The organism is Haemophilus sp. THUN1691 (assembly GCF_059704425.1).
In genome coordinates, this window is the sequence record NZ_AP046578.1 from 661,105 (window position 1) to 684,353 (window position 23,249).

The window sequence follows — 23,249 nt, forward strand, 5'->3', positions numbered from 1 at the left end:
TTTAGTGATTAACGTTTATACTGGTGCGCGTTTCTTAACGTGTGCCATGGAAATTAAATAATGTGCGGTGAGTTTTTGAAGTGTTTTTTATTGAAGTTAGGCACACGCTAGGAAGCGTGCACCAACAGATTGTGCTAATAAGGAAAGATAGCGCCAGCGTCCACGCTGGTGCTGTTTAATAATACATTGCGAATTTTACCCATAAGCCGTTGGCAGAATTAATATTCAAAATTCTTTGGATTTTTTGACCGCACTTTTAGATGGGGGCACAAGCGAGGACGCTTGCGCTATCATGGGGGAGACTAATGAACTTTGAATCTTTCTTTTTTTAGCCTTAGCATATTTAAAATTTCATCTAATTTAAATTTATCAAATGGATCAAGATCTTTTGAATTATATCTATTAGTTAAACAAGCTATAAACTTATCAATAAAACTTTCTTCAGCTTTCAAATATTCTGCTAATGTTATTTCATTAATACTACGATTTGTTTTATATCTTTCATCAAGAAAATAACAAAAATTATACAACCCATTATAATTATTACTATCATCAATTAACACTTCCATAACTTGATTAACATTTTCTTCAGTCAGCAAAACTTTGCACTCGTATTTTTCATAGTTACTATACGTATTACTCCAGTCTGCAATTTTTATAAATGGTAATAATTTATAAAAATCATCAATAGTCTTTTTATTTTCTAAAATAAATTGTTGTTCATTTATCTTCTTATAAAATTCTGATCTTATTCTTATGAAATCGTCATCTTCTTCATTGATATATCCCAAGCCTGTAGTATTAAGCCTAAAAAATCTAAGATCTGGAAATGAAGAAGTTTCTTTGTATTTATCTAGGTATTTTGAGAGTGTTTGTTCTATTTCATCAATTGATATATTTCTACATAAATTTTTCTTAACGAAAAATACTAACATACTAACAGCATGCATAAGAATACCTATATTGTGATATTCTATTGAAATAAATTTATTCTTTACATCCTCAAGGTTAGTATAAAATTCATCCCTATTCATCTCTCTGTAGTGCCATAATTTTTGCCAAGATTCATCTTCTTTCCTATTAAATATTGGAAGTGAGGATATCAATTCATTTAGTTCATCATAAGAATTATAGCAACTAGTAATAATCATCTTCCAAATATCTGTATCGAAAATGAGGCTATAATAAAATCCTGAGTTATCTTGTTTTAATGACTCTAAGACGGAATCTATATTATGCTCTTTTTTATATTCTAGTGATAGTGTATAGAATTGCTCTGATAGTCTTTCAATAAATTCATCATTATCTAGATAATTAGATTTTATTTTTTTAGTAAAATCAATGTAATCATCAGTTGTCTGAATTAGATTTCTATAGTTTTTATTTCCAGATCTTTCAAATGTCGATTGGATGATGTTTATAATTATTTCATATTTTTTTAACTTTGAGGAATATTTTTCCTCAAATGACTTCCAATAGCTTTCGTTATCATTATGAATAATAAATGATTTACCTATAACTTTTTCTTTAAATCTTTTATATGTTTCATTTTTATCATTACTTTTATTCTTATAATTAATTTCATCCTCATTTGCTATGATAATTGTTTTCACATTTTTATTTTCACAGATTGAATTTATAAATCCTAATATTTCTATAATAGGTATTAATGTTCTCTCAAGATCATCGAATATAAAAATTAGGTTATTATAATTATTAGTATCATTTTTTAATGGGTTAATAATTTTGCTAAGATCGATTTTTGCAGTTGTTTCCTGACTGGCATCTCCAATTAAGTCAAACGTAAACCCGAAATTTATTGCGGACTTTAATATTCCGCCTGCGAATTTTATGCTTTTATGAGATAAAATTGGATGTAATTCTTCAAAAATAGCGTCATTTACAGATGGGATATCTTTTAATCCAAACAAACTTACATAGATAAACTTATATCTATTATCATTAGATCTTTTTTCTATATAATTTCTTATAAAAAATGTTTTACCACAGCCCCATTTCCCAGTTAAGAGAGTTGCGTATTCAACATCTTCTCTTTCTAAATAAAGATCTAAATAGTTTTCGATATGTTTATTCATTATTGATTCCTGTTATAGAGTAGAAGACCTAAAATTAATTGTAATAAGCTTATTTCATAGCCACACCCAACCATTTCATCATCTCTCTTTCATCCCAACCTTTACGTTTGGCATAATCTTGAGCTTGGTCTTCATCAATGCGACCTAAAGTGAAATAGTTACTTGCAGGGTGGGTGAAGTACCAACCGCAGACGGAAGCGGCTGGCCACATAGCGTAGCTTTCAGTGAGTTTCATGCCGATACGTTGTTCCACTTCTAATAAATCCCAAATCAAGGCTTTTTCGGTATGTTCCGGGCAGCTTGGGTAACCCGGTGCAGGGCGGATGCCGACATAGTTTTCATTGATTAAACCTTGATTGTCGAATTCTTCTTGCGTGTAGCCCCAAATGCGGGTGCGTAGCTCAAAGTGCAAGTATTCCGCCATGGCTTCCGCTAAGCGGTCGCCCACGGCTTGTAGCAGGATAGCATTATAGTCATCGCCCGCTGCTTTATAGCCTTCCACTAATGCCATTTCTTCAATACCCGCACAGACGGCGAACATCCCCATCCAGTCTTTTTTTCCGCTTTCGCGATCCGCAATAAAGTCACTTAGGGCAAAGTTAAACGGACTTTTGCTGTTTTTGCCACGTTCTGTTTGCTGGCGTAAGCCGTAAGCTGTACCAATGGGTTGTGTGTGTTCTTCATCAGAAAATAGCACCACATCGTCGCCCACACGTTCCGCAGGGAATATACCTAAAATACCGCTTGGGTTGAGTTTATGGTTTTGTTCTAACTCATCTAATACCACTTGTGCATCGTTCCATACTTTACGTGCTTCTTCGCCGCCTTCCGGATAATCAAAGGCATCAGGATAGCCGCCCATCAAGCCCCAAATGCGGAAGAATGGCGACCAATCGATGAATTTTCGTAATTCAGCAATCGGCACATTTTTAAATTCTACAATGCCTGTTTGATTTGGTTTTGGCGGCACGTAATCAGCCCATTCACCACTAAAGCCATCAAAGCGGTTTGCACGTGCTTCTTCAATGCTTAGTTGCTTACGAAGTGGTTTACGGTTAGAGAAAGACTGCTGAATTTTCTCGTAATCTTTCTTGAACTGTTCCCACAATGCCGCACGGCTTTCAGGATTCATCAATGTCGCACACACTGTCACCGCACGAGAGGCATTTGAGGTATAAAATACGCCGTGTTCTTTATATTTTGGATAAAGTTTAATGGCCGTATGTTCTTTAGAGGTGGTTGCACCGCCGATCATCACAGGCAGGTTTAAGCCTAAACGGGTCATTTCACCCAAGAAGTATTCCATCTCATCTAAAGAAGGGGTAATCAAACCACTTAATGCAATAATATCCGCTTTTTCATCAATAGCGGTTTGAATGATTTTGTCCGCTGGCACCATCACGCCTAAGTCAATCACTTCAAAGTTATTACATTGCATCACTACGCTCACGATGTTTTTACCGATGTCGTGTACGTCGCCTTTTACGGTCGCAATCACCACTTTACCGTTACTTGAACCTTTTTGTTTGGTTGCATTGATAAACGGCTCTAAATACGCCACGGATTGTTTCATTACGCGCGCAGATTTCACCACTTGTGGGAGGAACATTTTACCGTCACCGAACAAATCGCCGACCACGTCCATGCCTGCCATTAACGGGCCTTCAATCACATCTAATGGACTTGGTAAGGTTTGACGGGCTTCTTCCGTATCTTCCACAATGTAAGTGGTAATCCCTTTCACAAGGGCGTGTTTTAAACGTTCTTCCACTGGCCAAGTGCGCCATTCTGCCACAGAATCGACCGCACTTTCATCGTTGCCTTGATTGCGATATTTTTCTGCAATATCGAGTAGTTTTTCGGTGGCATCAGGGCTGCGGTTTAATACCGCATCTTCCACAATTTCACGTAATTCAGGATCGAGATCGTCATAAATCGCGAGCTGCCCCGCATTCACAATCCCCATATCCATGCCTTGTTTGATAGCATGGTAGAGGAAGACGGCGTGAATCGCTTCACGCATCACATTGTTACCACGGAATGAGAAAGACACATTCGACACCCCGCCTGAGATTTTCGCATGCGGTAGCGCACGTTTGATACGACCTGTAGCGTTGATAAAATCGACACCGTAGTTGTTGTGTTCTTCAATCCCCGTACCGATGGCAAAAATGTTCGGGTCGAAAATAATATCCTCTGGTGGGAAGCCTACTTGGTTTACTAACATGTCATAAGCACGGCTACAAATTTCAACTTTGCGATCTTCAGTATCGGCTTGACCCACTTCGTCAAACGCCATGACCACCACAGCTGCACCGTATTTACGCACCAGTTTAGCCTGATGTATAAATTTTTCCTCTCCCTCTTTTAAGGAAATAGAGTTAACGATTGGTTTACCTTGTACTGACTGCAAGCCAGCCTCAATCACTTCCCATTTGGAGGAGTCGATCATCACCGGCACTTTGGCCGCATCGGGTTCCGTCGCCATAATGTTGAGGAAACGGGTCATGCATTTTTTACCATCGAGCAAGGCTTCATCCATGTTCACGTCAATAACTTGCGCGCCGTTTTCTACTTGGTCGATAGCAATTTCAATGGCTTCGGCAAATTTGTCTTCTTTAATTAAACGTTTGAATTTTGCTGAACCTGTCACGTTATTACGTTCGCCCACGTTCACGAATAGGCTTTCATCATCAATATTAAGTGGTTCTAAGCCAGATAAACGCATCGCGGTTTTGATTTGTGGCAATTTGCGTGGCGGGATGTTTTCTACCGCCTCGGCAAAGGCTTTGATATGTTCCGGTGTGGTGCCGCAACAGCCACCGATAATGTTCACAAAGCCGCTTTCCGCCCATTCTTTAAGGTGTGCCGCCATCTCTTCCGCGCCAAGATCGTAGCCACCAAAGGCATTTGGCAAGCCCGCATTTGGGTGGACGGAAACATAGGTTTCGCTGATTTTAGACAGTTGTTCAACATATTGGCGAAGTTCTTTCGGGCCTAGCGCACAGTTCAAACCGAACGTCAGTGGTTTAGCGTGACGAAGCGAGTTGTAGAACGCTTCAGTGGTTTGCCCTGAAAGCGTACGGCCAGAAGCATCGGTAATGGTGCCGGAGATCATGATCGGCAATTCCACACCTAATTCTTCAAATACGGTTTCAATGGCGAAAATGGCGGCTTTTGCGTTTAACGTGTCGAAAATAGTTTCGATCATGATCAAATCAGCACCACCTTCAATTAAGCCTTTGGTTGCTTCAGCATAGGCATCGACCAATTCCATAAACGTCACATTACGGAAACCTGGGTCATTTACATCAGGAGAAATAGAGGCTGTACGGTTAGTTGGCCCTAACACACCTGCAACAAAGCGAGGTTTTTCTGGTGTGCCGTATTTATCTGCGGCTAAACGCGCTAGCTTTGCCCCTGCAAAATTCAGTTCATAGGCAATAGACTGTAAATCATAATCCGCTTGCGCAATGGTGGTAGAACTGAAGGTATTGGTTTCAATAATATCTGCACCCGCTGCTAAATATTTCTCATGAATAGCGGAAATTAGCAGTGGCTGAGTCAATGTCAGTAAATCATTATTACCGCGTAAATCGACCGCACTTTCCTTAAACTTCTCGCCTCTAAAATCGGTTTCCGTCAGTTTATATTTTTGGATCATCGTCCCCATCGCACCGTCTAAAATGAGAATACGATTTTCTAGAGCTTGTTTAAGTTGAGCGGTTTTATTCACCATAATTATTTTGTTCCGTAAATCTTAATAAATAACTACGGAATAATAGGTGTAAGGGCTAGGGGTGTCAAATGTTAGAAGGAAAGTGCGGTGGAAAATAAAGTATTTTTTTATATAAGAAAAATAAAAAGTTTACGTAAAACGGTTGAATTATTGCTCAAAAATCCGTTAGCATAGTGGCGTATTAGTTTATCTAATATGTTAAGTTTAACTATTATTAACTAGAGGATCTCTTCATGAAGAAACTTATCGCAGTTGCGGTGCTTTCTGCGTGTGGCTCGTTAGCTCATGCAAACACCAATGTTCCAAACTACAATACAGACGCCCATCTTTACGAATTCACGCAAACCTACGATTTAGTTGTGCTAAAAGGCTCACAAGGACAAACCAATTTATGGGTTCCATTGCCATTTAATGGAGAATACCAACAAGTGAAATCGATTCACTTTGAAGGTAATTACATGAATGCCTATGTAACAGAAAACAATAAATACGGTGCGAAAACCTTATTTGCCACTTGGGATAAAGATGCACAAAAACGTGATTTAAAAGTCACTATGGTCATTGAAACAAAAGACCGTGAACCGATGGTGAAAGGTGCTTTAGAGAATTATACTCCGCCAAAAGATATTCAGTATTCCGTGGATGTACAAGAGTACTTAAAAGCTACTCCACATATTAAAACTGATGGAATTGTGAAAGAATTTGCTGACAAAATCGTAGGTAAAGAAACCAATCCATTGAAGAAAGCAGAACTTATTCACCACTGGATCGTAAAAAATATGGAACGTGATAATTCTGTATTAGGTTGTGGCGACGGCGATGTAGAAAAAATTCTTACCACTGGCGTATTAAAAGGTAAATGTACCGATATTAACTCTATATTTGTGGCGCTTGCTCGTGCGGCAGGCATCCCAGCCCGTGAAATTTTTGGTATTCGCTTAGGTGCGGCAGATAAAATGGGCAAATATTCAAAAGGTGCCTTCGGTAGTGCAAATGAACAAGGCATCGCAAACGTAAGTGGTGGCCAACACTGCCGTGCTGAATTCTACCTTGCAGGATTTGGATGGGTACCAGTTGATTCCGCAGACGTTGCCAAAATGCGTTTAGCAGAGAAAAAATCTGTTGAAAATAAAGATACACAAGCCGTAGCAAAATATTTGTTTGGTAACTGGGAAGCAAACTGGGTCGGATTCAACCATGCCCGTGATTTCGATTTATATCCACAACCAGAACTCGCTCCAATCAATAATTTCGGCTATCCATATGCAGAAGTAGGTGGCGATCCGTTAAATTCCTTTGATCCAAAAGAATTTAAATATGACTACGTCTCTAAAAAACTCTAATAAATCCTTTTGGGTTGCCATAGCCACCGCACTTAGCGCCGCGGTGGCATCAACGTTGTGTTGCATTGCACCATTAATTTATTTAGTGTTCGGCGTGTCATCTACATGGTTGATTGGCCTAGGCGAATATGATTATTTGCGTATTCCCATGCTCATCGTTTCATTATGCGCCTTTGCCTATGGATTTTGGCTGTTAATGTTTTCCAAAAAAATCATTTGTAGCAAATATATTTCCCGTAAAAAACTCATCGTTTTATATTGGATTGTATTTATTGTGATGATTTTTTTCTTAACTTATCCAACAATTTTGCCTTGGATTTTAGAATTAGCTAATTAGGAATAAAAATGAAGAAATTATGTACCGCACTTTTGCTTTCTCTGTTTGCAATTTCTTTCGCTCATGCGAATGAAACCAAACAAATTGTGCTAAAAGTAAAAGAAATGAATTGCCAGCTTTGCGCCTACTTAGTCAATAAAGAATTGCGCAATATCGATGGCGTGATTTCCACTAAAGCCTCCATTAAAGATAGAACTGTGACTGTTGTAGAAGATCCAAAAGTTCCTGATGAGCAATTGATTAATGCAATTCATAAATTGGAATATACAGCGGAAGTGGTGAAGTAATTTAAGATTTGAATGTTTTTTATGATAAGGTACCCTCACCTTGCAGATTTAGACTATATTTTTAAAAATCTTAATTCTTTATTATCAAGTCTTTCTCTTATATCTGGGTAAATAACAGTAATCATACCTTCAATTCCTTTTCTTAAATAAGATTCAGATAAACTTAATGCCTTACATATATATTTCACTTCAAGTTCTGTTTTCCCCCCTAGTCCTCTTTCTCCTGGTGCCACATGGTAGAACCCCATGGGGAAAGAGTGAGCATTTGCTGATAACAGCTTATACCATAGTCTAAATTCTCTTTTATTAAATCCGCTTCGTTCTTCAATATCTTCCCTACTCAACATAAAAGCATTTTTCCCTTGCAAGTATCTATTTCGCTCCTTTTCGGGTAATGAATTAAAAAAAGAATCTTGTTGTATTTTATCTAAGATGAATTCTAAGCAATTTTCTTTATCATGGTGGAACTGGGTTGCTAAAGGCACTTTATTTAAATGTTCGAAGAGTTGTTTTCTTGAATAGTAATCATGTAAATCAAAAATATTTTTTCTCGTTTGTCTTTCTTCATCAGATACGTTATCAAAGCATAAATAAAACAAAGAATGATAACACTCCATTAAATTCCGTGTTAAACCAAATGTTGAAGCATAGTCCCAGTTTTCTAGGACATATTTTGTTGGAACATCTTGCTGAGTAAGTCTTTGTATGCTTTGAGCAATAACACACATTCTTGCAAATAAAATACAAGCAAATGTCATTTGAAATCCTGTAGATTTTCTATAAGCACCCATTACAGAAACTTTTCTTGCTATTTTTAATGTTTTTGAAAATCTTTTGTAACATTGTTCAAAATCTATATCATTCATAATATTTCCCCATAGAACTAACTCTGTTTTAAACAATAATAAAAGTGCGGTCAAAACTGACCGCACTTTTTATCTTTCGATAATCAACTTATTTAATCACACCACAAGCCATACGTGGGCCGCCACCGCCAAGTGGCGCTGGATGATCGGAGTGATTATCACCACCAGCATGGATCATAATAGAGTGACTGCGAACATCATCTAAATGTTTAAGACGTGGCGCTAAAACAGGGTTAGTCGCTGTACCATCATGTAATACAGTTAATGCAGGTAAATCACCTAAGTGTGCATCATCTTGCCATGGGTAACCATGTTGTTTTGCACCTTTAGGATCCCAGTGACCACCAGCGCCTAAACCAGCTGTCAATTTACCCTCTTTTTCTTTTGGCTCACAGCTTGGGTTTTCATGGATGTGGAAACCATGTAAGCCTTCGCTTAATCCTTGTAAATTAGGGGTAAACACAAGACCATAGTTAGATTCAGTAATGGTCACTGTCCCCACATCTTTGTTACCGTTTACTGGATCAAGTTGTTGCACTTTCACTTCAATAGAAGCACCTTTAGGTGCCATATTGTGATCATGATTATGCTCATGTGCTTGCGCCACACCAACTGAACATACCGCACTAACCGCTAGAGCTAATAAGGTTTTCATATTCATTGCAATCTCCTTTATTGCAGTAAAAATTCATGACTATTTTAGTCAATTTCGTTTAAAAAGCCGACAAGTTTTTACGAAAATTTCACATTATTTTACACATCCACGTACAATTAATACGCCAACATTTCGAGCTTGCGCGACAGCTTTCGGTTTACTCAGTTTCATTTTTAATCCTTGAAGTTGATAACGTGACTCAAGCAAATCCGCCACTTCATAAGCTACTCGCTCAATCAACAAGAAAGGTTTACTTTCCACATAATCAATTATCACTTGACTCACTTCAGCATAATTCAAACAATATGCAACATCATCCGTTTCCGCAGCTTGTTTACAATCCCACGCCATTTCCAAATCAAACACAAGCTTTTGCTTAATTTGCTGTTCCCAATCATATACGCCAATTTGAGCAAAAACAGTCAATTCTTCAATAAAAACACGATCCATAAGATTTCCTCTAAAATTATTGTAGGCGTATGCTATCAACTTTGGGTAGAATAACGAATATTTTTTCTTGCTGGAGTACAAAATGAGCCTTTTTGCCCTTTTTTATATGCTTTGTGCCTATCTTTTAGGCTCTATTTCCAGTGCTATTCTAATTTGTCGCATTGCTGGCTTACCGGATCCTCGTCAAAATGGATCAAACAATCCTGGGACGACAAATGTGCTTCGTATCGGTGGCCGTTGGTCTGCTCTCGCTGTACTAATTATTGATATTTTAAAAGGCATGACGCCAGTATGGGTTGGTTACTATTTAGGACTCACACAATTTGAATTAGGCATGGTCGCACTAGGTGCTTGCTTAGGGCACATTTTCCCCATTTTCTTCCACTTCAAAGGCGGTAAAGGCGTCGCAACCGCTTTCGGTGCAATCGCACCAATTTCTTGGGCTGTAGCCGGTTCTACATTAGGCACTTGGGGCTTCGTTTTTCTTATCAGCGGTTATTCTTCATTAAGTGCGGTTATTTCTGCTTTACTTGTGCCTTTTTATGTGTGGTGGTTTAAACCTGAATTTACTTTTCCCGTTGCACTGGTATGTTGCCTATTAATTTATCGTCATCACGATAACGTTCAACGTTTATGGCGCGGTCAAGAAGATAAAGTTTGGGCTAAATTAAAAAAGAAATAAAAAATTCACCGCACTTTTCTAAATTTCCACTGGAGTTTCCTGTGCATACTAAACGTTCAGTTTCCACTCGTATTGCTAAATATTTATTCATCATTCTCATTGTTGCTGGCGTGATTAGCTCGCTAAGTTTGGCAATTATGAGCAGTAATAAATATGATGCAGAAGCCATTAATATTTCAGGTTCTTTGCGGATGCAAAGTTATCGCCTGCTCTATGAAATGCAAGAACAACCAGAAAGCGTGGAAACGAACTTACGTCGTTATCATATAAGCCTTCATTCATCTGCTTTATTGGAAGTTCAAAATCAATTTTTCACACCGAATGTATTAAAACATTCCTATCAAAACATTTTGCAACGTTGGACGAACATGGAAAAATATGCGCGCCAACACGATGTAAAAAACTATAGTAATCAGCTCACTGACTATGTGGCTGATGTTGATTATTTTGTGTTTGAGCTACAACGTTTCAGTGAACAAAAATGGATTTTGGGCGTATCGGTACTTTTTTTCGCGATGTGGTTAATTTTACTCATGGTGTCTTATGTGATTTGGTACACACAGCGGGAAGTCGTAAAACCACTGCACTTAATGACGAAAGCCAGTATGCAAGTGCAAATGCGTCAATTCAATCACATTCCGCTAGATACAACGAAACAAAATGAACTCGGTACATTGGCGCGTATCTTCACACAAATGTCCACGGAGCTTGGGCAGCTTTATTCACGTTTGGAAGAAACGGTAAACGAAAAAACACAAAAGTTACGCCAAACTAACCGCTCGTTGACGACACTTTATCAAAGTTCTCAAATTCTTAATGCCAACACGATCAACGATAAAGTATTAAGCCAAGTGCTCGATCACATTCTGGTCAGCGAAAATTTGAAATATATCAAAGTTGAAGTTATGGGTGCAGAGCATTGGGATATTGCTTTTGGTACTCAAGATTTAGACTGCTCGTTGCAAACTGAGACACTTTCTGTCGATAACGAAGAATTCGGTGCACTCTCTTGGCAAGCAGGATTGCCTTGTCCCGATCCGAGAATGATGCAAAACCTTGCTCAAATGCTTGGGAGAGCCCTTTATTTCCAAAAAAGTTTACGCCAACAAGAACAGCTATTATTGATGGAAGAGCGGTCAATTATCGCGCGAGAATTGCATGACTCATTGGCTCAAGTGCTATCGTTTTTACAGATTCAACTTACATTACTTAAACATAACTTGAAGAAAGAAGGCGATTCATCCAAAGAACAAAGTTTGGTCATTATTCGTGATTTTGAACAGGCTCTTTCGAGTGGATATGCACAATTACGCGAGCTTTTAGCCACTTTCCGTTTAACCATACAAGAAGCTAATTTACAGCTTGCGCTAGAACAAGTGATTGACTCATTGCGTTCACAAACAACGATGCAAATGAACGTTAATTGCCAATTGCCATCACAAAGTTTGAATCCACAACAACTGGTTCATGTGCTACAAATTGTACGCGAAGCCACCACCAATGCGATCAAACATTCTCAAGGCACAGCAATTGAAATTAGCGCCAAAATTAATGCCGAAGGCGAATACGAAATTTTAGTTGAAGATAATGGTATCGGTATTCAAGACCTTGAAGAGCCTGAAGGTCATTATGGGTTAAATATTATGACTGAACGTAGTCGCCAACTTAACGCAGAATTTAACATCATCCGTCGCGAACAAGGCGGTACACAGGTGAAAATCACGCTTCCGCACGCGTTATGTTGATTACGGTGGATATAATTATTCATAGCAGCTGGTATAAAAGATAAATTTTTTATGCCCCCGACAATGGTATTTTAAATGCAAAATTTACAACCTTTTCACACTTTCCATATTCACGCTAATGCTCGTGAAATTATCGAAGCACATAGCATTGAACAACTACAACAAGCATGGACTCATTCAAAAGCGGAAAATTTACCCGCACTTTTTCTAGGTCAAGGCAGTAATATGCTATTTCTGGATGATTTTAATGGTGTGGTGATTTTAAATCGTTTAATGGGTATTACTCATCAACAGGATTCTGATTTTAACTACCTGCATGTAAATGGCGGTGAAAATTGGCATGAATTGGTGGAATGGTCTATTAACAATGGTATTTATGGATTAGAAAATCTGGCTCTGATTCCTGGCTGTGCAGGCTCTGCACCAATTCAAAATATCGGTGCTTATGGCGTTGAATTTAAAGATGTGTGCAATTATGTAGATGTGATTAATTTAAACACAAATGAAACCTTCCGACTCGACACAGAACAATGTGAATTTGGTTATCGTGAAAGTATTTTCAAACATCGTTATCAACAAGGTTATGTGATTACGGCGGTTGGATTAAAGCTCACAAAAAATTGGCAGCCTATTCTAAAATATGGCTCACTTGTAGAGTTCGATCCCAAAACTGTCACCGCTAAACAAATTTTTGATGAAGTCTGTCATATCCGTCAAAGTAAATTACCTAATCCAAATGAATTTGGTAATGCGGGCAGTTTCTTTAAAAACCCGGTTGTCAGTTCGGAACATTTTGAGGAAATCAAAAAACATCACGAAAATCTACCGCACTTTCCACAGGCAGATGGCTCAGTGAAATTAGCGGCGGGCTGGCTGATTGATCAATGCAATCTTAAAGGTTTTCAAATTGGCGGTGCAGCCGTTCATGAAAAACAAGCATTAGTATTAATTAACAAAAGCGGGGCAACAGGACAAGACGTGGTCAAACTCGCCCATCACGTTCGCCAAACTGTTGCAGAAAAATTTGGTGTATATTTACAACCTGAAGTCCGCTTTATTGGTGCAACTGGCGAAGTAAATAGCGAGCAAACTATCGCATAATTTATATAGATTAAGGAAATAAACCATGAGCTTTAAAGAAATTTTAGAAACCTTACCCACAATCGATCATTTAACCGGTTTAAATGTGATGGATGGTGAAACGATTATCCACAACATTCCAGCCATACCAGGTAAATTAGGTTCGCTTCGCCTTTATAATGCGTTGGCTGAAAAATTTAACGGGAAATTAAACCGCACTTCCGCACAACAAGGTGTTGAATGGTTTGCAGAACACGTCGAAGATGCAAAAGTGAATCCAGGCAAGCATCCGAACATTGATTTACTATTTAAGGTGATTGATGAAAATCTTAATTTAACCCTGATTCCACTTTGCTAATTAATCAGAATTATTTAGAATAATTGAACTTTTGATTGATAAAACCTGTCTTATTAACAAATTGGTTCAATAAGATAGCTTATTGTGCTATAACTAGGCTCACTGATTGGCAAAAGCCAAAATAAAGAAGGGAAACGATGGATAAAGAAACACAAATGATGTTAGTTCCTCAAGGCAGTATCGAAGGTTATATTCGTGCGGCAAATGAATATCCGATGCTGACCGCAGAGGAAGAAAAGGAATTGGCAGAACGTTTGTATTATCACGAGGATTTAGATGCAGCGAAAAAACTCATTTTGTCGCATCTTCGTTTCGTGATCCATGTTGCACGTGGCTATTCTGGCTATGGTTTGCCTCAAGCTGATTTAATCCAAGAAGGCAATATCGGCTTAATGAAAGCCGTTAAACGTTTTAACCCTGAAGTTGGTGTACGTTTGGTGTCATTCGCTGTGCATTGGATTAAAGCGGAAATCCACGAATATGTTCTTCGTAACTGGCGTATCGTAAAAGTCGCAACTACGAAAGCTCAACGTAAATTATTTTTCAACCTACGCAAAACTAAACAACGTTTAGGCTGGTTCAATGAAAATGAAGTTGATATCGTGGCAAATGAATTGGGTGTTTCCAAAGAAGATGTTATCGAAATGGAATCGCGTATGAGCGGTGCGGATGTAGGTTTTGATTTACCCACTGATGATGCAGAAACAGAGACCTATTCTCCAGCCCTTTATTTGGAAGATAAAAGTTCTAATTTCGCAGCAGAGCTGGAAAATGAAAACTTTGAAAGCCAAGCAACCGAGCAATTAGGTGCAGCGCTACAAAGTCTAGATGCGCGTAGTCAGGATATTATCAAAGCTCGTTGGTTAGATGATAACAAAGCCACATTACACGACTTAGCTGCAAAGTATAATGTCTCTGCGGAACGTATCCGTCAATTAGAAACCAATGCACTGAAAAAATTAAAAAGTGCGGTGAGTTTTTAAATAATTTAGAAAAAGAAAACCTGCTGATTAGCAGGTTTTTTATTTATCATTTAAACGTAATTTCAAATCTTCAGCAGTTTGGCAAGTCTTAATCTTATCAAACACTTGGTTCGCTTCATCATATTCCTTATTCAAATAACGTAACCACTGTTTAATTCGTGCCACATGATAAAAACCGCTGTCATATTCATTTTCGACATTAGCATATTTTTGCAAGATTTTTTGAATCTCACACCAAGGCATTTTTTCTGCATTTGATTTCAAAACATGGCTTAAATTCGGAATATTCAACGCACCTCGTCCCACCATTAAATCCTGACAACCTGTTTGAGATAAGCAATCTTGCCCATCTTGCCAATGCCAAATTTCTCCGTTAGCAATAACAGGAATGGATAAACGCTCTCGTACTTCGCCAATTTTTTTCCAATTAATTCGATCAGCGCGATAACCATCAGATTTTGTGCGTCCATGAACTGTAATTTCGGTTGCACCACCCTGCTCTACCGCATCAGCGATTTCAAAAGCTTGAGAAATATCATCCCAGCCTAACCGCACTTTTACACTAACGGGGAATTCACTTGGCACAGCTCTGCGTAAGGCTTGAGTGGCACGATAAATCAATTCAGGCTGTTTCAATAATGCCGCACCACCATTGCTGCCATTCACTGTTTTAGAAGGGCAACCACAATTTAAATCAACACCATGAGAGCCAAGCTCGATCGCACGAATCGCATTTTCAGCAAGGCATTCTGGATGCTGCCCAAGCAACTGTACTCGCACAGGCGTGCCAGAAGAAGTAAAGCCCTGATTTTTTAATTCAGGGCATAAACGATAAAATACTTTTTCAGGGAGAAGTTGATCAACTACGCGAACAAATTCTGTTATACATAAATCGTAGTCATTCACTTCGGTGAGAAGTTGGCGTACAAAGGGATCTAGAACCCCTTGCATAGGCGCAAGAATAACACGCACTATTTCCAGCCTTTTGCTTTACAAATTAAATCGTAAGCGGCTTGAATCTGTTGAGTTTTTTCTTTTGCCATTTCCATCATTTCTGGCGGTAAACCTTTCGCCACGAGTTTATCTGGATGGTGTTCATTCATTAAACGACGATAAGCTCGCTTAACCGTGTTTTGCTCGTCGGACTCAGTCACACCCAATACTTTATAGGCATCATTTAAAGTTGGGCCTGAAGCATGTTGGTAACCACCACTATTTTGTTGCTGATATTGGTAGCCACCTTGATAGGCACCTTGTTGATATTGCTGATAAAAACCACCTTGAGTAAAAGCTCTAGCAGCCATTTCCATCGCAATCATTTGTTCAAATTGCATACGAGAAAGACCAAGTTCTTCAGCAATTACATAAAGCACTTCTTTCTCATTTTCGTGAAGTTCTGAATCGGCAAAAGCCGCTTGAACTTGCACTTGTAAGAACATTCGCAATAAATCAGCACGTTGCCCACAACCAATGCGAAATTCACGGATAACTTGGCGAATCGGGAAATCAGATTCTTTACCACGACGAAACGCATCCTGCGCTAATTTACGCCCTGCATCATCCAATTTAAGTTGAATCATTAATTGATTAGCTAATTGAATATCTTCTTCTGTTACACGCCCTTTCGATTTACTTAAATGTCCTAGCACCGCAAAGGTAGTTTGCATAAACAAATCTTGACGCGTTGTTTTCTTTTTAAAGAAACTAGAACTTACTGAACCAAGTTCATACAATTTTTTATCTGCGATAGAACCTAAAATGAGCCCAGCAATCGCACCAAAAAATCCACCAACTTTCCAACCTAAAAATACGCCTATAATTTTTCCAATAAATCCCATTCTTTCCCCTGTTAAGTCAAAGTGCGGTTATTTTTATAATGTTATTTATAATGATGACAAAAATTTATTTCTCAAGTTTTATACGCCAAATTCAGCACGATAAGCACACATTTCTGACAAATGGCTACTGTATCGAGGATCTTGTTCAATAAATTGCATCAAGTCATCTAAATCAATGATTGATAGCACTTGGCATTGATAATCACGTTCTACTTCTTGAATTGCTGAAAGCTCGCCTTTTCCTCGTTCCTTACGGTTTAGAGCGATTAATACCGCCGCAAGCTCTGCCTGATTTGCACTAATTAATTCCATAGATTCACGGATCGCAGTACCCGCCGTAATCACGTCATCCACAAGCAAAATTTTTCCTTGCAATGGGCTACCAATTAAATTACCGCCCTCTCCGTGATCTTTCACTTCTTTGCGATTAAAACACACGGGTTTATCAATACCGTAACGATTAAATAACGCTACTGAAACTGAAGTGCCAATTGGAATACCTTTGTAAGCCGGGCCAAAAACCACATCAAAATCTACCGCACTTGCCTGAATTGCAGCAGCATAGAACTCGCCTAAACGTGCTAAATCTGCCCCCGTATTAAACAAACCCGCATTGAAGAAATACGGACTTTTACGTCCTGATTTCAAAGTAAATTCTCCGAATTTCAATACATTTCTGCTTAAAGCAAATTCGATAAAATCGCGTTTATATTGTTCCATTTTTTAATCCCTATAAACTGTGTCTATAAGCCTAGCGCCTCGCGTTGAGCGATGAAAATTTGATTACAGCCTTGTTTCGCTAAATCTAATAATGTTAATAATTCTTCATGGCTAAATGGCTCGCCTTCTGCAGTTCCTTGCACCTCAATCATTCGACCATCTTCCATCATCACAACATTCATATCGGTTTCCGCTGCAGAATCTTCCACATATTCCAAATCACAAACGGCTTGTCCATCAACAATTCCTACAGAAATTGCCGAAACCAAACCTTTAATTGGGTTATTTTTTAACGTGCCATTCTCAATTAAACCATTGATCGCATCACATAATGCGACAGCAGCACCAGTAATGGATGCAGTACGTGTGCCGCCATCCGCTTGAATAACATCGCAATCTAAAGTAATCGCACGTTCACCAAGTGCTTTAAGATCCACCATCGCGCGCAAAGAGCGGGCAATTAAGCGTTGAATTTCCATTGTGCGTCCGCCTTGTTTACCTTTAGCCGCCTCACGTTGCATACGACTATGTGTTGAGCGTGGCAACATTCCATATTCAGCCGTGACCCAGCCTTGCCCTTGTCCTTTTAAGAAACGTGGTACAGCATCTTCCACTGTTGCAGTACAAAGCACTTTGGTATCACCAAATTCAACAAGCACAGAACCTTCAGCGTGCTTAGTGTAATTACGGGTAATTTTAATTTGGCGGGGTTGATTATTTTCTCGATTATTTGGACGCATAATTATTCCTTGATATGGTTTAGAACGATGTAATAAAAAAGCGCACTATTCTAGCACGCTTTAGTTTTCATTATTGGGTAGTTTTTTCAAAGTCACGAATTTTATGGAAAGTTTCGTTTAAATCTGCCGCAAAATTAATTTTTTGAATATCTGGCGAAGAATTAGATTTAACTAACATTCTCAACGGCTGGAATTGCATATTACACAAGTAAAGTTGTTGATGGGGCAACATGTGTTGAACAAATCGAGTAAGCGCATGTATTCCACCAGCATCAAGCACTGTCACTGCATCACATTGCAGCACAATATGTCGGATTTCATGATCGGTATGAACCGTTCTATCATGCAAATCCGCAAATAATTTATCCGCAGCAGCAAAGAAAAGTGGACCACTAATTCGGTAAACCAACACATCATCTAAATCTTCAGGCGCATTGTGTTCAATGGCTTTTGTCATCTCAGCAATGGTTCGAATAAACAAGAGACTTGCAAGCAACACCCCAACACTAATCGCAATCACCATATCAAACAATACGGTCAAAATAAGACAAGTCAGCAACACTGCCATTTCATTTTTGCCTGAACGGCGAGCAAGATGAATAATATCGTGCACACTTGCCATATTCCACGCCACCACTAACAACAAAGCAGCCATCGATGACAAAGGCAAATAAGAAAGGGCTTGCGAAAACAAAAGTAAAGCGAATAAAACAAGTATTGCGTGCACAACACTTGATATTGGCGATACCGCCCCTGATTTCACATTAGCCGCAGAACGAGCAATCGCAGCTGTTGCCGTGATTCCTCCAAAAAACGGAGAAATGATATTCCCTAAGCCTTGTGCTAATAACTCGTTATTAGAGTGATGTTTAGTATCTGTCATATTATCTAAAATCACTGCGCAAAGAAGTGATTCAATTGCGCCCAATACTGCCATTGAAAAAGCAGCAGGTAACAAAGCTTGTAAGCTATTAAAATCCCAATGAATTAATTGACCTTGCGCATCAGGAATATTCCACGGCAGAGAAAAATCTGGCAATACATTAGGAATCCCATGACCAATGGAACCATCAGGCAAAGTATATTGGAATGCAGATCCAATCGTCGCCACCTCAAAATCAAAATGCTGTAATGCTAGAGCTAAAATTGTACCAATAATCACGGCAGGTAGATGCCCTGGCACTGCCAAACGCAATTTATGCCATTGAGTCAGGACTAATAGTGTTACCACACCAACTGCTGCATTCGCCCAATTTATAGTAGGAAGTGCGGTAAAAATTGTTTGGATTTTTTCAAGATAATGCGCCGGCATTTTTTCTATGGAAAGCCCCAAAAAATCCTTAATCTGCAAAGTACCAATAGTAATGCCAATCCCGCAAGTAAAGCCTAGGGTCACAGGCAAGGGAATATATTCAATTAAACGTCCTAGACGAAATAACGCCATCAAAACCAAAATGAGCCCAGAAAGCAACGTTGCCATCAAAAGACCACTTAGCCCAAATTGTTGAGTAACAGGGTACAGAATCACAACAAAAGCTGCTGTAGGCCCAGATATATTAAAGCGAGAACCACCTGTCAGCGCAATAACGATACCCGCAATAATTGCCGTGTAAAGACCATGTTGTGGTGGCACACCACTCGCAATAGCCAAAGCCATGGAAAGCGGAATTGCAATCACACCAACGGTTAACCCTGAAATAATGTCGCGAATCAGCGATTTTTTCGAATAGCCTAAACGGAAAGAATCTTTCAGCGCGCTAAAGGGTTTTACGGCTAAAAAAACATTTTTAGAAAATAACGCTTTAATATGCATAAAAAAACTACAAACGATAAATAAAGTGCGGTTATTCTAGCGAAACTTTTAAAAGTTTTTTATGTTCTAGCGCAAAAAACTTGACTAAACTGGAGCAAATCTTTATAGTTTGCGCACCTTTTACGGTGAGATGTCCGAGTGGTTGAAGGAGCACGCCTGGAAAGCGTGTATGTGGGAAACTGCATCAAGGGTTCAAATCCCTTTCTCACCGCCATCCTAATTTTATTCCCTTATTTTCCTTCTCATTCAAAATCAATTTTTTATTCTTCTTTTTGTACTCTGTTCATTGAATTTTTTCATCAATGCAGTAAACTAGCCACCGATTTTTAATCACCTTTCTTTTCACTTTAAATGTTACCCGCGAGTAACAAAAGGACACATCATGACAAACAAAGTAAACAGTTATGGCTGGAAAGCCTTAATTGGCTCTGCCGTCGGCTATGCAATGGACGGTTTCGATCTTCTCATTTTAGGTTTCATGCTTAGTGCAATTTCCGCAGACTTAAATCTAACACCCGCCCAAGGTGGCTCTCTCGTAACATGGACGCTTATTGGTGCCGTATTTGGCGGTATTTTATTTGGCGCATTAAGCGATAAATACGGTCGTGTACGCGTACTCACTTGGACCATTCTTCTCTTTGCAGTATTTACTGGGTTATGTGCGATTGCACAAGGTTATTGGGACTTACTGATTTATCGCACAATTGCTGGCATTGGCTTAGGCGGTGAATTTGGAATTGGGATGGCTCTAGCAGCAGAAGCATGGCCCGCACGCCACCGAGCGAAAGCAGCATCTTATGTTGCATTAGGTTGGCAAGCTGGTGTATTAGGTGCCGCATTACTTACACCATTATTGCTCCCGCATATTGGCTGGCGTGGAATGTTCTTGGTGGGTATCTTCCCTGCATTTGTCGCTTGGTTCTTACGTTCTCATCTACACGAACCTGAAATTTTCACTCAAAAACAAACCGCACTTTCAACTCAATCCAGTTTTACTGATAAATTACGTTCATTCCAGCTTCTTATTAAAGATAAAGCCACGAACAAAATTAGCCTTGGTATCATCGTACTCACCTCCGTACAAAACTTCGGTTATTACGGCATTATGATTTGGTTACCTAATTTCTTATCAAAACAACTTGGATTCAGTTTAACTAAATCTGGACTTTGGACAGCCGTTACCGTCTGCGGCATGATGGCTGGGATTTGGATTTTCGGACAACTCGCCGACCGAATAGGACGAAAACCAAGTTTCTTACTTTTCCAATTAGGCGCGGTGATAAGTATCGTGGTTTACTCACAACTTACCGATCCTGACATCATGCTTCTTGCTGGGGCATTTTTAGGTATGTTTGTGAACGGAATGATGGGAGGTTACGGTGCATTAATGGCAGAAGCCTATCCAACAGAAGCTCGAGCAACGGCACAAAACGTACTTTTCAATATTGGTCGTGCCGTAGGTGGATTTGGACCTGTGGTTGTGGGCGCTGTTGTACTCGCCTACTCTTTCCAAACGGCCATCGCTCTACTTGCGATTATCTACGTAATTGATATGTTAGCGACAATTTTCTTAATCCCTGAATTAAAAGGTAAAGCCTTAGACTAAGAAAATATAAAAGATAAAAATGCTCGCCAAGTGCGAGCATTTTTTATGAAATAAAAGTAAGCAATTGTGAGGATACTTGTTCAGCTGAAATTTCTTTCATTGAACTTGCCGATAAGTAATGCTGATTTTTACCATAACAGCCAATCAATTTAGGATCCGTTGCGCCATAAAGCGTAATATTGGGCTTATCCAAAGCGGCAGTTAAATGCGCCAAGCCTGTATCCACCGACACAACGGCTTTTGCATTCGCAAGCTGTTTTGCAAGCTCCGTTAAAGTTAATTTCGGCAATACAATCACTTTAGAATCAACTTGAGCCAAACGCTCTGCTCGCGCTTTTTCCTGTTTATTTCCCCAAGGCAAGCGAATTTCGTAATCAGAAAGTGCGGTAATTTTTTCAATCAATTTTTGCCATTCTGATTCTTCCCAATGCTTATCTGCCCGAGTTGTAGAATGAATGAATACCACATAGTTTTTTTCTGAAGTTTGATGAAGAAAATGGCGAGCAATACCATAGTCACCCTGAACCTGAGGTAATTTATAACCTAAACTCTGGGCAAAAAGCTGACGAATTCGTTCCACCGCATGCTGTTGATAGGGAATAGAATATTTTTTATCGTAGAAAAAAGACGCTAACGGCTCTCGGATACTTTGACGATCATAGCCATGTTTCATACCTTGGGCAAAACGAGTTGCAAATAATGCACTTTTAATGAGCCCTTGCGCATCAATTACCGCATCATAATTTTCAGCCTGCAACAAAGTGCGGTAATTTTTCCACTCATTTCTTGTTTGAATGGAAAAAGGTGATTTACGCCAACGGCGCAAAGCAATAGGAATCACGCGATTTACGGTAGAATGCCAACGTGGAATTTCTGCAAAGTTTTCTTCCACCACCCAATCAATACTTAAACTAGGAATCGCCTTTTGTGCATCAGTCAAGGCAGGCAAAGTGTGGATAACATCCCCCATAGAGGAAGTTTTAATCACACATACTTTCATTTAATTAACCTTCTTCCCCAATGCATAATTCCAAGCCCAGATACGGCTAAAATGCCCCCAATAATTAAGGAGGAATCCACCTGTTCATTCAACCAAACGGCTGAAAATAAAATACCTAAAATCGGCACAAGAATAATGTAAGCCGAGGCATTGCCTGCCCCTAAGTGTTTCACTCCATCAAAATACCATGCATAAGCCAATACCGTTGAGCCAAATGCAAGACCAAGTAAACTAAACCATTGCGATCCATTTAATTGAAATACGGTTACCCAATCTTCCGCACTTTCCGTCCATAATGTTGCCAACGTCAGCATGAAAAAACCAAAAGTAGAAGAAATCGTGGTAGCGGTGAGAGAATCAATTCCGATTAATACTTTACGAGCCAATAAAGTATAAGCAACCCAGCAAACTAAAGCACAAAGCAATAACATTTGACCGAATCCAAAATTTTGTAAGAGGTTAGTTGGATTCCCTTTTGTCATGGCTAACAAAGAACCGCTAATGGCAATAATCATCCCTAATACAACCCAGCGATTCCACTTTTCTTTAAATAATAAAATAGCAAAAAACATCGTAAAGACGGGATTAGAGGCAACGACCATCGTTCCTTGCCCTGCTGGAACATATTTCAAACCCCAAATAAAGAAAGTCGAATAACCAAAGATCCCAAGCAAAGCAGTTAACAATAACCCCACCCATTGATTAGGTCGCAGTTGTTTAGCATATTTGAAACGATTCGCCGCATATAGCCAAATAATGAGTGGAATAATGGCGAAAAAAAAGCGCACGCTTGAAGCAATAAATGTCGGCATAGCTTGGGCAACCACTCGTCCCCAAGGCCAAGAGGCGCCCCATAAAATGGCCATTCCGATTAATTGTAAGTGTATACGGAGAGGATTCATATCATTAAC

General features: G+C 39.1%; 21 protein-coding genes and 1 tRNA gene. 10 read left to right on the top strand and 12 right to left on the bottom strand.

The window, feature by feature from the left end; all coding sequences use genetic code 11:
• Window positions 1-302: 302 nt before the first annotated feature.
• Window positions 303-2,096: a P-loop NTPase fold protein gene (locus tag AC6H0J_RS03300; RefSeq protein WP_497512827.1), complete on the bottom strand. Its 1,794-nt coding sequence runs from the start codon at window positions 2,094-2,096 to the stop codon at window positions 303-305.
• A gap of 49 nt (window positions 2,097-2,145) precedes the next feature.
• Window positions 2,146-5,835: a methionine synthase gene (metH, locus tag AC6H0J_RS03305; RefSeq protein WP_005628990.1), complete on the bottom strand. Its 3,690-nt coding sequence runs from the start codon at window positions 5,833-5,835 to the stop codon at window positions 2,146-2,148.
• A gap of 233 nt (window positions 5,836-6,068) precedes the next feature.
• Here metH and AC6H0J_RS03310 point away from each other — a divergent pair, with 233 nt between their 5' ends.
• From AC6H0J_RS03310 to AC6H0J_RS03320, 3 genes are read left to right on the top strand one after another with little or no spacing between them, the layout of a single operon-like run.
• Entirely contained in the window at window positions 6,069-7,178 is a 1,110-nt protein-coding gene (locus tag AC6H0J_RS03310; RefSeq protein WP_005628991.1) for a transglutaminase-like domain-containing protein, read from the top strand.
• Window positions 7,153-7,515, top strand: a complete 363-nt coding sequence (locus AC6H0J_RS03315) for a mercuric transporter MerT family protein (protein WP_005628992.1) — start codon at window positions 7,153-7,155, stop codon at window positions 7,513-7,515. Before AC6H0J_RS03310 ends, AC6H0J_RS03315 begins: the two co-directional genes overlap by 26 nt.
• 8 nt (window positions 7,516-7,523) lie before the next feature.
• Complete coding sequence (locus AC6H0J_RS03320) at window positions 7,524-7,802, top strand: heavy-metal-associated domain-containing protein (protein WP_005628994.1); 279 nt, start codon at window positions 7,524-7,526, stop codon at window positions 7,800-7,802.
• Between the two features lie 53 nt (window positions 7,803-7,855).
• On the opposite strand, the gene AC6H0J_RS03325 is transcribed toward AC6H0J_RS03320, so the two are convergent.
• The 3 genes from AC6H0J_RS03325 to folB all read right to left on the bottom strand — a co-directional run bounded on the left by AC6H0J_RS03325 (window position 7,856) and on the right by folB (window position 9,773).
• Window positions 7,856-8,668 (bottom strand): DUF5677 domain-containing protein, encoded by an 813-nt coding sequence (locus tag AC6H0J_RS03325; RefSeq protein WP_046952589.1) that lies wholly within the window; start codon window positions 8,666-8,668, stop codon window positions 7,856-7,858.
• A gap of 88 nt (window positions 8,669-8,756) precedes the next feature.
• The gene (gene sodC, locus AC6H0J_RS03330) at window positions 8,757-9,329 is read right to left on the bottom strand and encodes a superoxide dismutase [Cu-Zn] SodC (RefSeq protein WP_497512829.1); all 573 of its coding nucleotides are present in this window, start codon (window positions 9,327-9,329) and stop codon (window positions 8,757-8,759) included.
• 87 nt (window positions 9,330-9,416) lie between these two features.
• Window positions 9,417-9,773 (bottom strand): dihydroneopterin aldolase, encoded by a 357-nt coding sequence (gene folB, locus AC6H0J_RS03335; protein WP_005626859.1) that lies wholly within the window; start codon window positions 9,771-9,773, stop codon window positions 9,417-9,419.
• 82 nt (window positions 9,774-9,855) lie between these two features.
• Between folB and plsY the strand changes: the two genes are divergently transcribed.
• The 5 genes from plsY to rpoH all read left to right on the top strand — a co-directional run bounded on the left by plsY (window position 9,856) and on the right by rpoH (window position 14,621).
• Complete coding sequence (gene plsY / locus AC6H0J_RS03340) at window positions 9,856-10,455, top strand: glycerol-3-phosphate 1-O-acyltransferase PlsY (RefSeq protein ID WP_005626856.1); 600 nt, start codon at window positions 9,856-9,858, stop codon at window positions 10,453-10,455.
• A 41-nt stretch (window positions 10,456-10,496) separates the two neighbouring features.
• A complete protein-coding gene (gene narQ, locus AC6H0J_RS03345; RefSeq protein WP_046939406.1) occupies window positions 10,497-12,200 on the top strand; it encodes a nitrate/nitrite two-component system sensor histidine kinase NarQ in 1,704 nt (567 codons plus the stop codon).
• A 75-nt stretch (window positions 12,201-12,275) separates the two neighbouring features.
• The gene (gene murB / locus AC6H0J_RS03350) at window positions 12,276-13,301 is read left to right on the top strand and encodes a UDP-N-acetylmuramate dehydrogenase (protein WP_046952592.1); all 1,026 of its coding nucleotides are present in this window, start codon (window positions 12,276-12,278) and stop codon (window positions 13,299-13,301) included.
• Between the two features lie 25 nt (window positions 13,302-13,326).
• Complete coding sequence (locus AC6H0J_RS03355) at window positions 13,327-13,638, top strand: DUF2322 family protein (RefSeq protein WP_005626845.1); 312 nt, start codon at window positions 13,327-13,329, stop codon at window positions 13,636-13,638.
• Window positions 13,639-13,775: 137 nt separating this feature from the next.
• Entirely contained in the window at window positions 13,776-14,621 is an 846-nt protein-coding gene (rpoH, locus tag AC6H0J_RS03360) for an RNA polymerase sigma factor RpoH (RefSeq protein ID WP_005626842.1), read from the top strand.
• 39 nt (window positions 14,622-14,660) lie between these two features.
• On the opposite strand, the gene dusC is transcribed toward rpoH, so the two are convergent.
• From dusC to dauA, 5 genes are all read right to left on the bottom strand, one after another.
• Window positions 14,661-15,593, bottom strand: coding sequence for a tRNA dihydrouridine(16) synthase DusC (dusC, locus tag AC6H0J_RS03365; RefSeq protein ID WP_497512831.1), 933 nt, complete (start codon window positions 15,591-15,593; stop codon window positions 14,661-14,663).
• Window positions 15,593-16,459 (bottom strand): co-chaperone DjlA, encoded by an 867-nt coding sequence (djlA, locus tag AC6H0J_RS03370; protein ID WP_005636320.1) that lies wholly within the window; start codon window positions 16,457-16,459, stop codon window positions 15,593-15,595. The genes dusC and djlA overlap by 1 nt, the downstream gene beginning before the upstream one ends.
• 78 nt (window positions 16,460-16,537) lie before the next feature.
• Window positions 16,538-17,179 (bottom strand): orotate phosphoribosyltransferase, encoded by a 642-nt coding sequence (pyrE, locus tag AC6H0J_RS03375; RefSeq protein ID WP_497512832.1) that lies wholly within the window; start codon window positions 17,177-17,179, stop codon window positions 16,538-16,540.
• A gap of 23 nt (window positions 17,180-17,202) precedes the next feature.
• A complete protein-coding gene (rph, locus tag AC6H0J_RS03380) occupies window positions 17,203-17,919 on the bottom strand; it encodes a ribonuclease PH (protein WP_497512833.1) in 717 nt (238 codons plus the stop codon).
• Window positions 17,920-17,989: 70 nt separating this feature from the next.
• Entirely contained in the window at window positions 17,990-19,732 is a 1,743-nt protein-coding gene (gene dauA / locus AC6H0J_RS03385; protein ID WP_497512835.1) for a C4-dicarboxylic acid transporter DauA, read from the bottom strand.
• Between the two features lie 124 nt (window positions 19,733-19,856).
• Between dauA and AC6H0J_RS03390 the strand changes: the two genes are divergently transcribed.
• Both AC6H0J_RS03390 and AC6H0J_RS03395 read left to right on the top strand, forming a co-directional pair.
• Window positions 19,857-19,946, top strand: a tRNA-Ser gene (locus tag AC6H0J_RS03390).
• 168 nt (window positions 19,947-20,114) lie between these two features.
• Window positions 20,115-21,338, top strand: coding sequence for an MFS transporter (locus AC6H0J_RS03395; protein WP_005626827.1), 1,224 nt, complete (start codon window positions 20,115-20,117; stop codon window positions 21,336-21,338).
• A 43-nt stretch (window positions 21,339-21,381) separates the two neighbouring features.
• On the opposite strand, the gene rfaC is transcribed toward AC6H0J_RS03395, so the two are convergent.
• Window positions 21,382-22,338 carry a lipopolysaccharide heptosyltransferase RfaC gene (gene rfaC / locus AC6H0J_RS03400; RefSeq protein WP_005626825.1) on the bottom strand — a complete coding sequence of 319 codons (957 nt, stop codon included), beginning with the start codon at window positions 22,336-22,338 and terminating at the stop codon, window positions 21,382-21,384.
• Complete coding sequence (locus AC6H0J_RS03405) at window positions 22,335-23,240, bottom strand: DMT family transporter (RefSeq protein ID WP_005626824.1); 906 nt, start codon at window positions 23,238-23,240, stop codon at window positions 22,335-22,337. Before AC6H0J_RS03405 ends, rfaC begins: the two co-directional genes overlap by 4 nt.
• Between the last annotated feature and the right edge of the window lie 9 nt (window positions 23,241-23,249).

Bases quoted from the DNA above. Each gene is read 5' to 3' on its own strand.
- AC6H0J_RS03300 (WP_497512827.1), bottom strand. From the start codon at position 2,096: ATGAATAAACATATCGAAAACTATTTAGATCTTTATTTAGAAAGAGAA.
- metH (WP_005628990.1), bottom strand. From the start codon at position 5,835: ATGGTGAATAAAACCGCTCAACTTAAACAAGCTCTAGAAAATCGTATT.
- AC6H0J_RS03310 (WP_005628991.1), top strand. From the start codon at position 6,069: ATGAAGAAACTTATCGCAGTTGCGGTGCTTTCTGCGTGTGGCTCGTTA.
- AC6H0J_RS03315 (WP_005628992.1), top strand. From the start codon at position 7,153: ATGACTACGTCTCTAAAAAACTCTAATAAATCCTTTTGGGTTGCCATA.
- AC6H0J_RS03320 (WP_005628994.1), top strand. From the start codon at position 7,524: ATGAAGAAATTATGTACCGCACTTTTGCTTTCTCTGTTTGCAATTTCT.
- AC6H0J_RS03325 (WP_046952589.1), bottom strand. From the start codon at position 8,668: ATGAATGATATAGATTTTGAACAATGTTACAAAAGATTTTCAAAAACA.
- sodC (WP_497512829.1), bottom strand. From the start codon at position 9,329: ATGAATATGAAAACCTTATTAGCTCTAGCGGTTAGTGCGGTATGTTCA.
- folB (WP_005626859.1), bottom strand. From the start codon at position 9,773: ATGGATCGTGTTTTTATTGAAGAATTGACTGTTTTTGCTCAAATTGGC.
- plsY (WP_005626856.1), top strand. From the start codon at position 9,856: ATGAGCCTTTTTGCCCTTTTTTATATGCTTTGTGCCTATCTTTTAGGC.
- murB (WP_046952592.1), top strand. From the start codon at position 12,276: ATGCAAAATTTACAACCTTTTCACACTTTCCATATTCACGCTAATGCT.
- AC6H0J_RS03355 (WP_005626845.1), top strand. From the start codon at position 13,327: ATGAGCTTTAAAGAAATTTTAGAAACCTTACCCACAATCGATCATTTA.
- rpoH (WP_005626842.1), top strand. From the start codon at position 13,776: ATGGATAAAGAAACACAAATGATGTTAGTTCCTCAAGGCAGTATCGAA.
- djlA (WP_005636320.1), bottom strand. From the start codon at position 16,459: ATGGGATTTATTGGAAAAATTATAGGCGTATTTTTAGGTTGGAAAGTT.
- pyrE (WP_497512832.1), bottom strand. From the start codon at position 17,179: ATGGAACAATATAAACGCGATTTTATCGAATTTGCTTTAAGCAGAAAT.
- rph (WP_497512833.1), bottom strand. From the start codon at position 17,919: ATGCGTCCAAATAATCGAGAAAATAATCAACCCCGCCAAATTAAAATT.
- dauA (WP_497512835.1), bottom strand. From the start codon at position 19,732: ATGCATATTAAAGCGTTATTTTCTAAAAATGTTTTTTTAGCCGTAAAA.
- AC6H0J_RS03395 (WP_005626827.1), top strand. From the start codon at position 20,115: ATGACAAACAAAGTAAACAGTTATGGCTGGAAAGCCTTAATTGGCTCT.
- rfaC (WP_005626825.1), bottom strand. From the start codon at position 22,338: ATGAAAGTATGTGTGATTAAAACTTCCTCTATGGGGGATGTTATCCAC.
- AC6H0J_RS03405 (WP_005626824.1), bottom strand. From the start codon at position 23,240: ATGAATCCTCTCCGTATACACTTACAATTAATCGGAATGGCCATTTTA.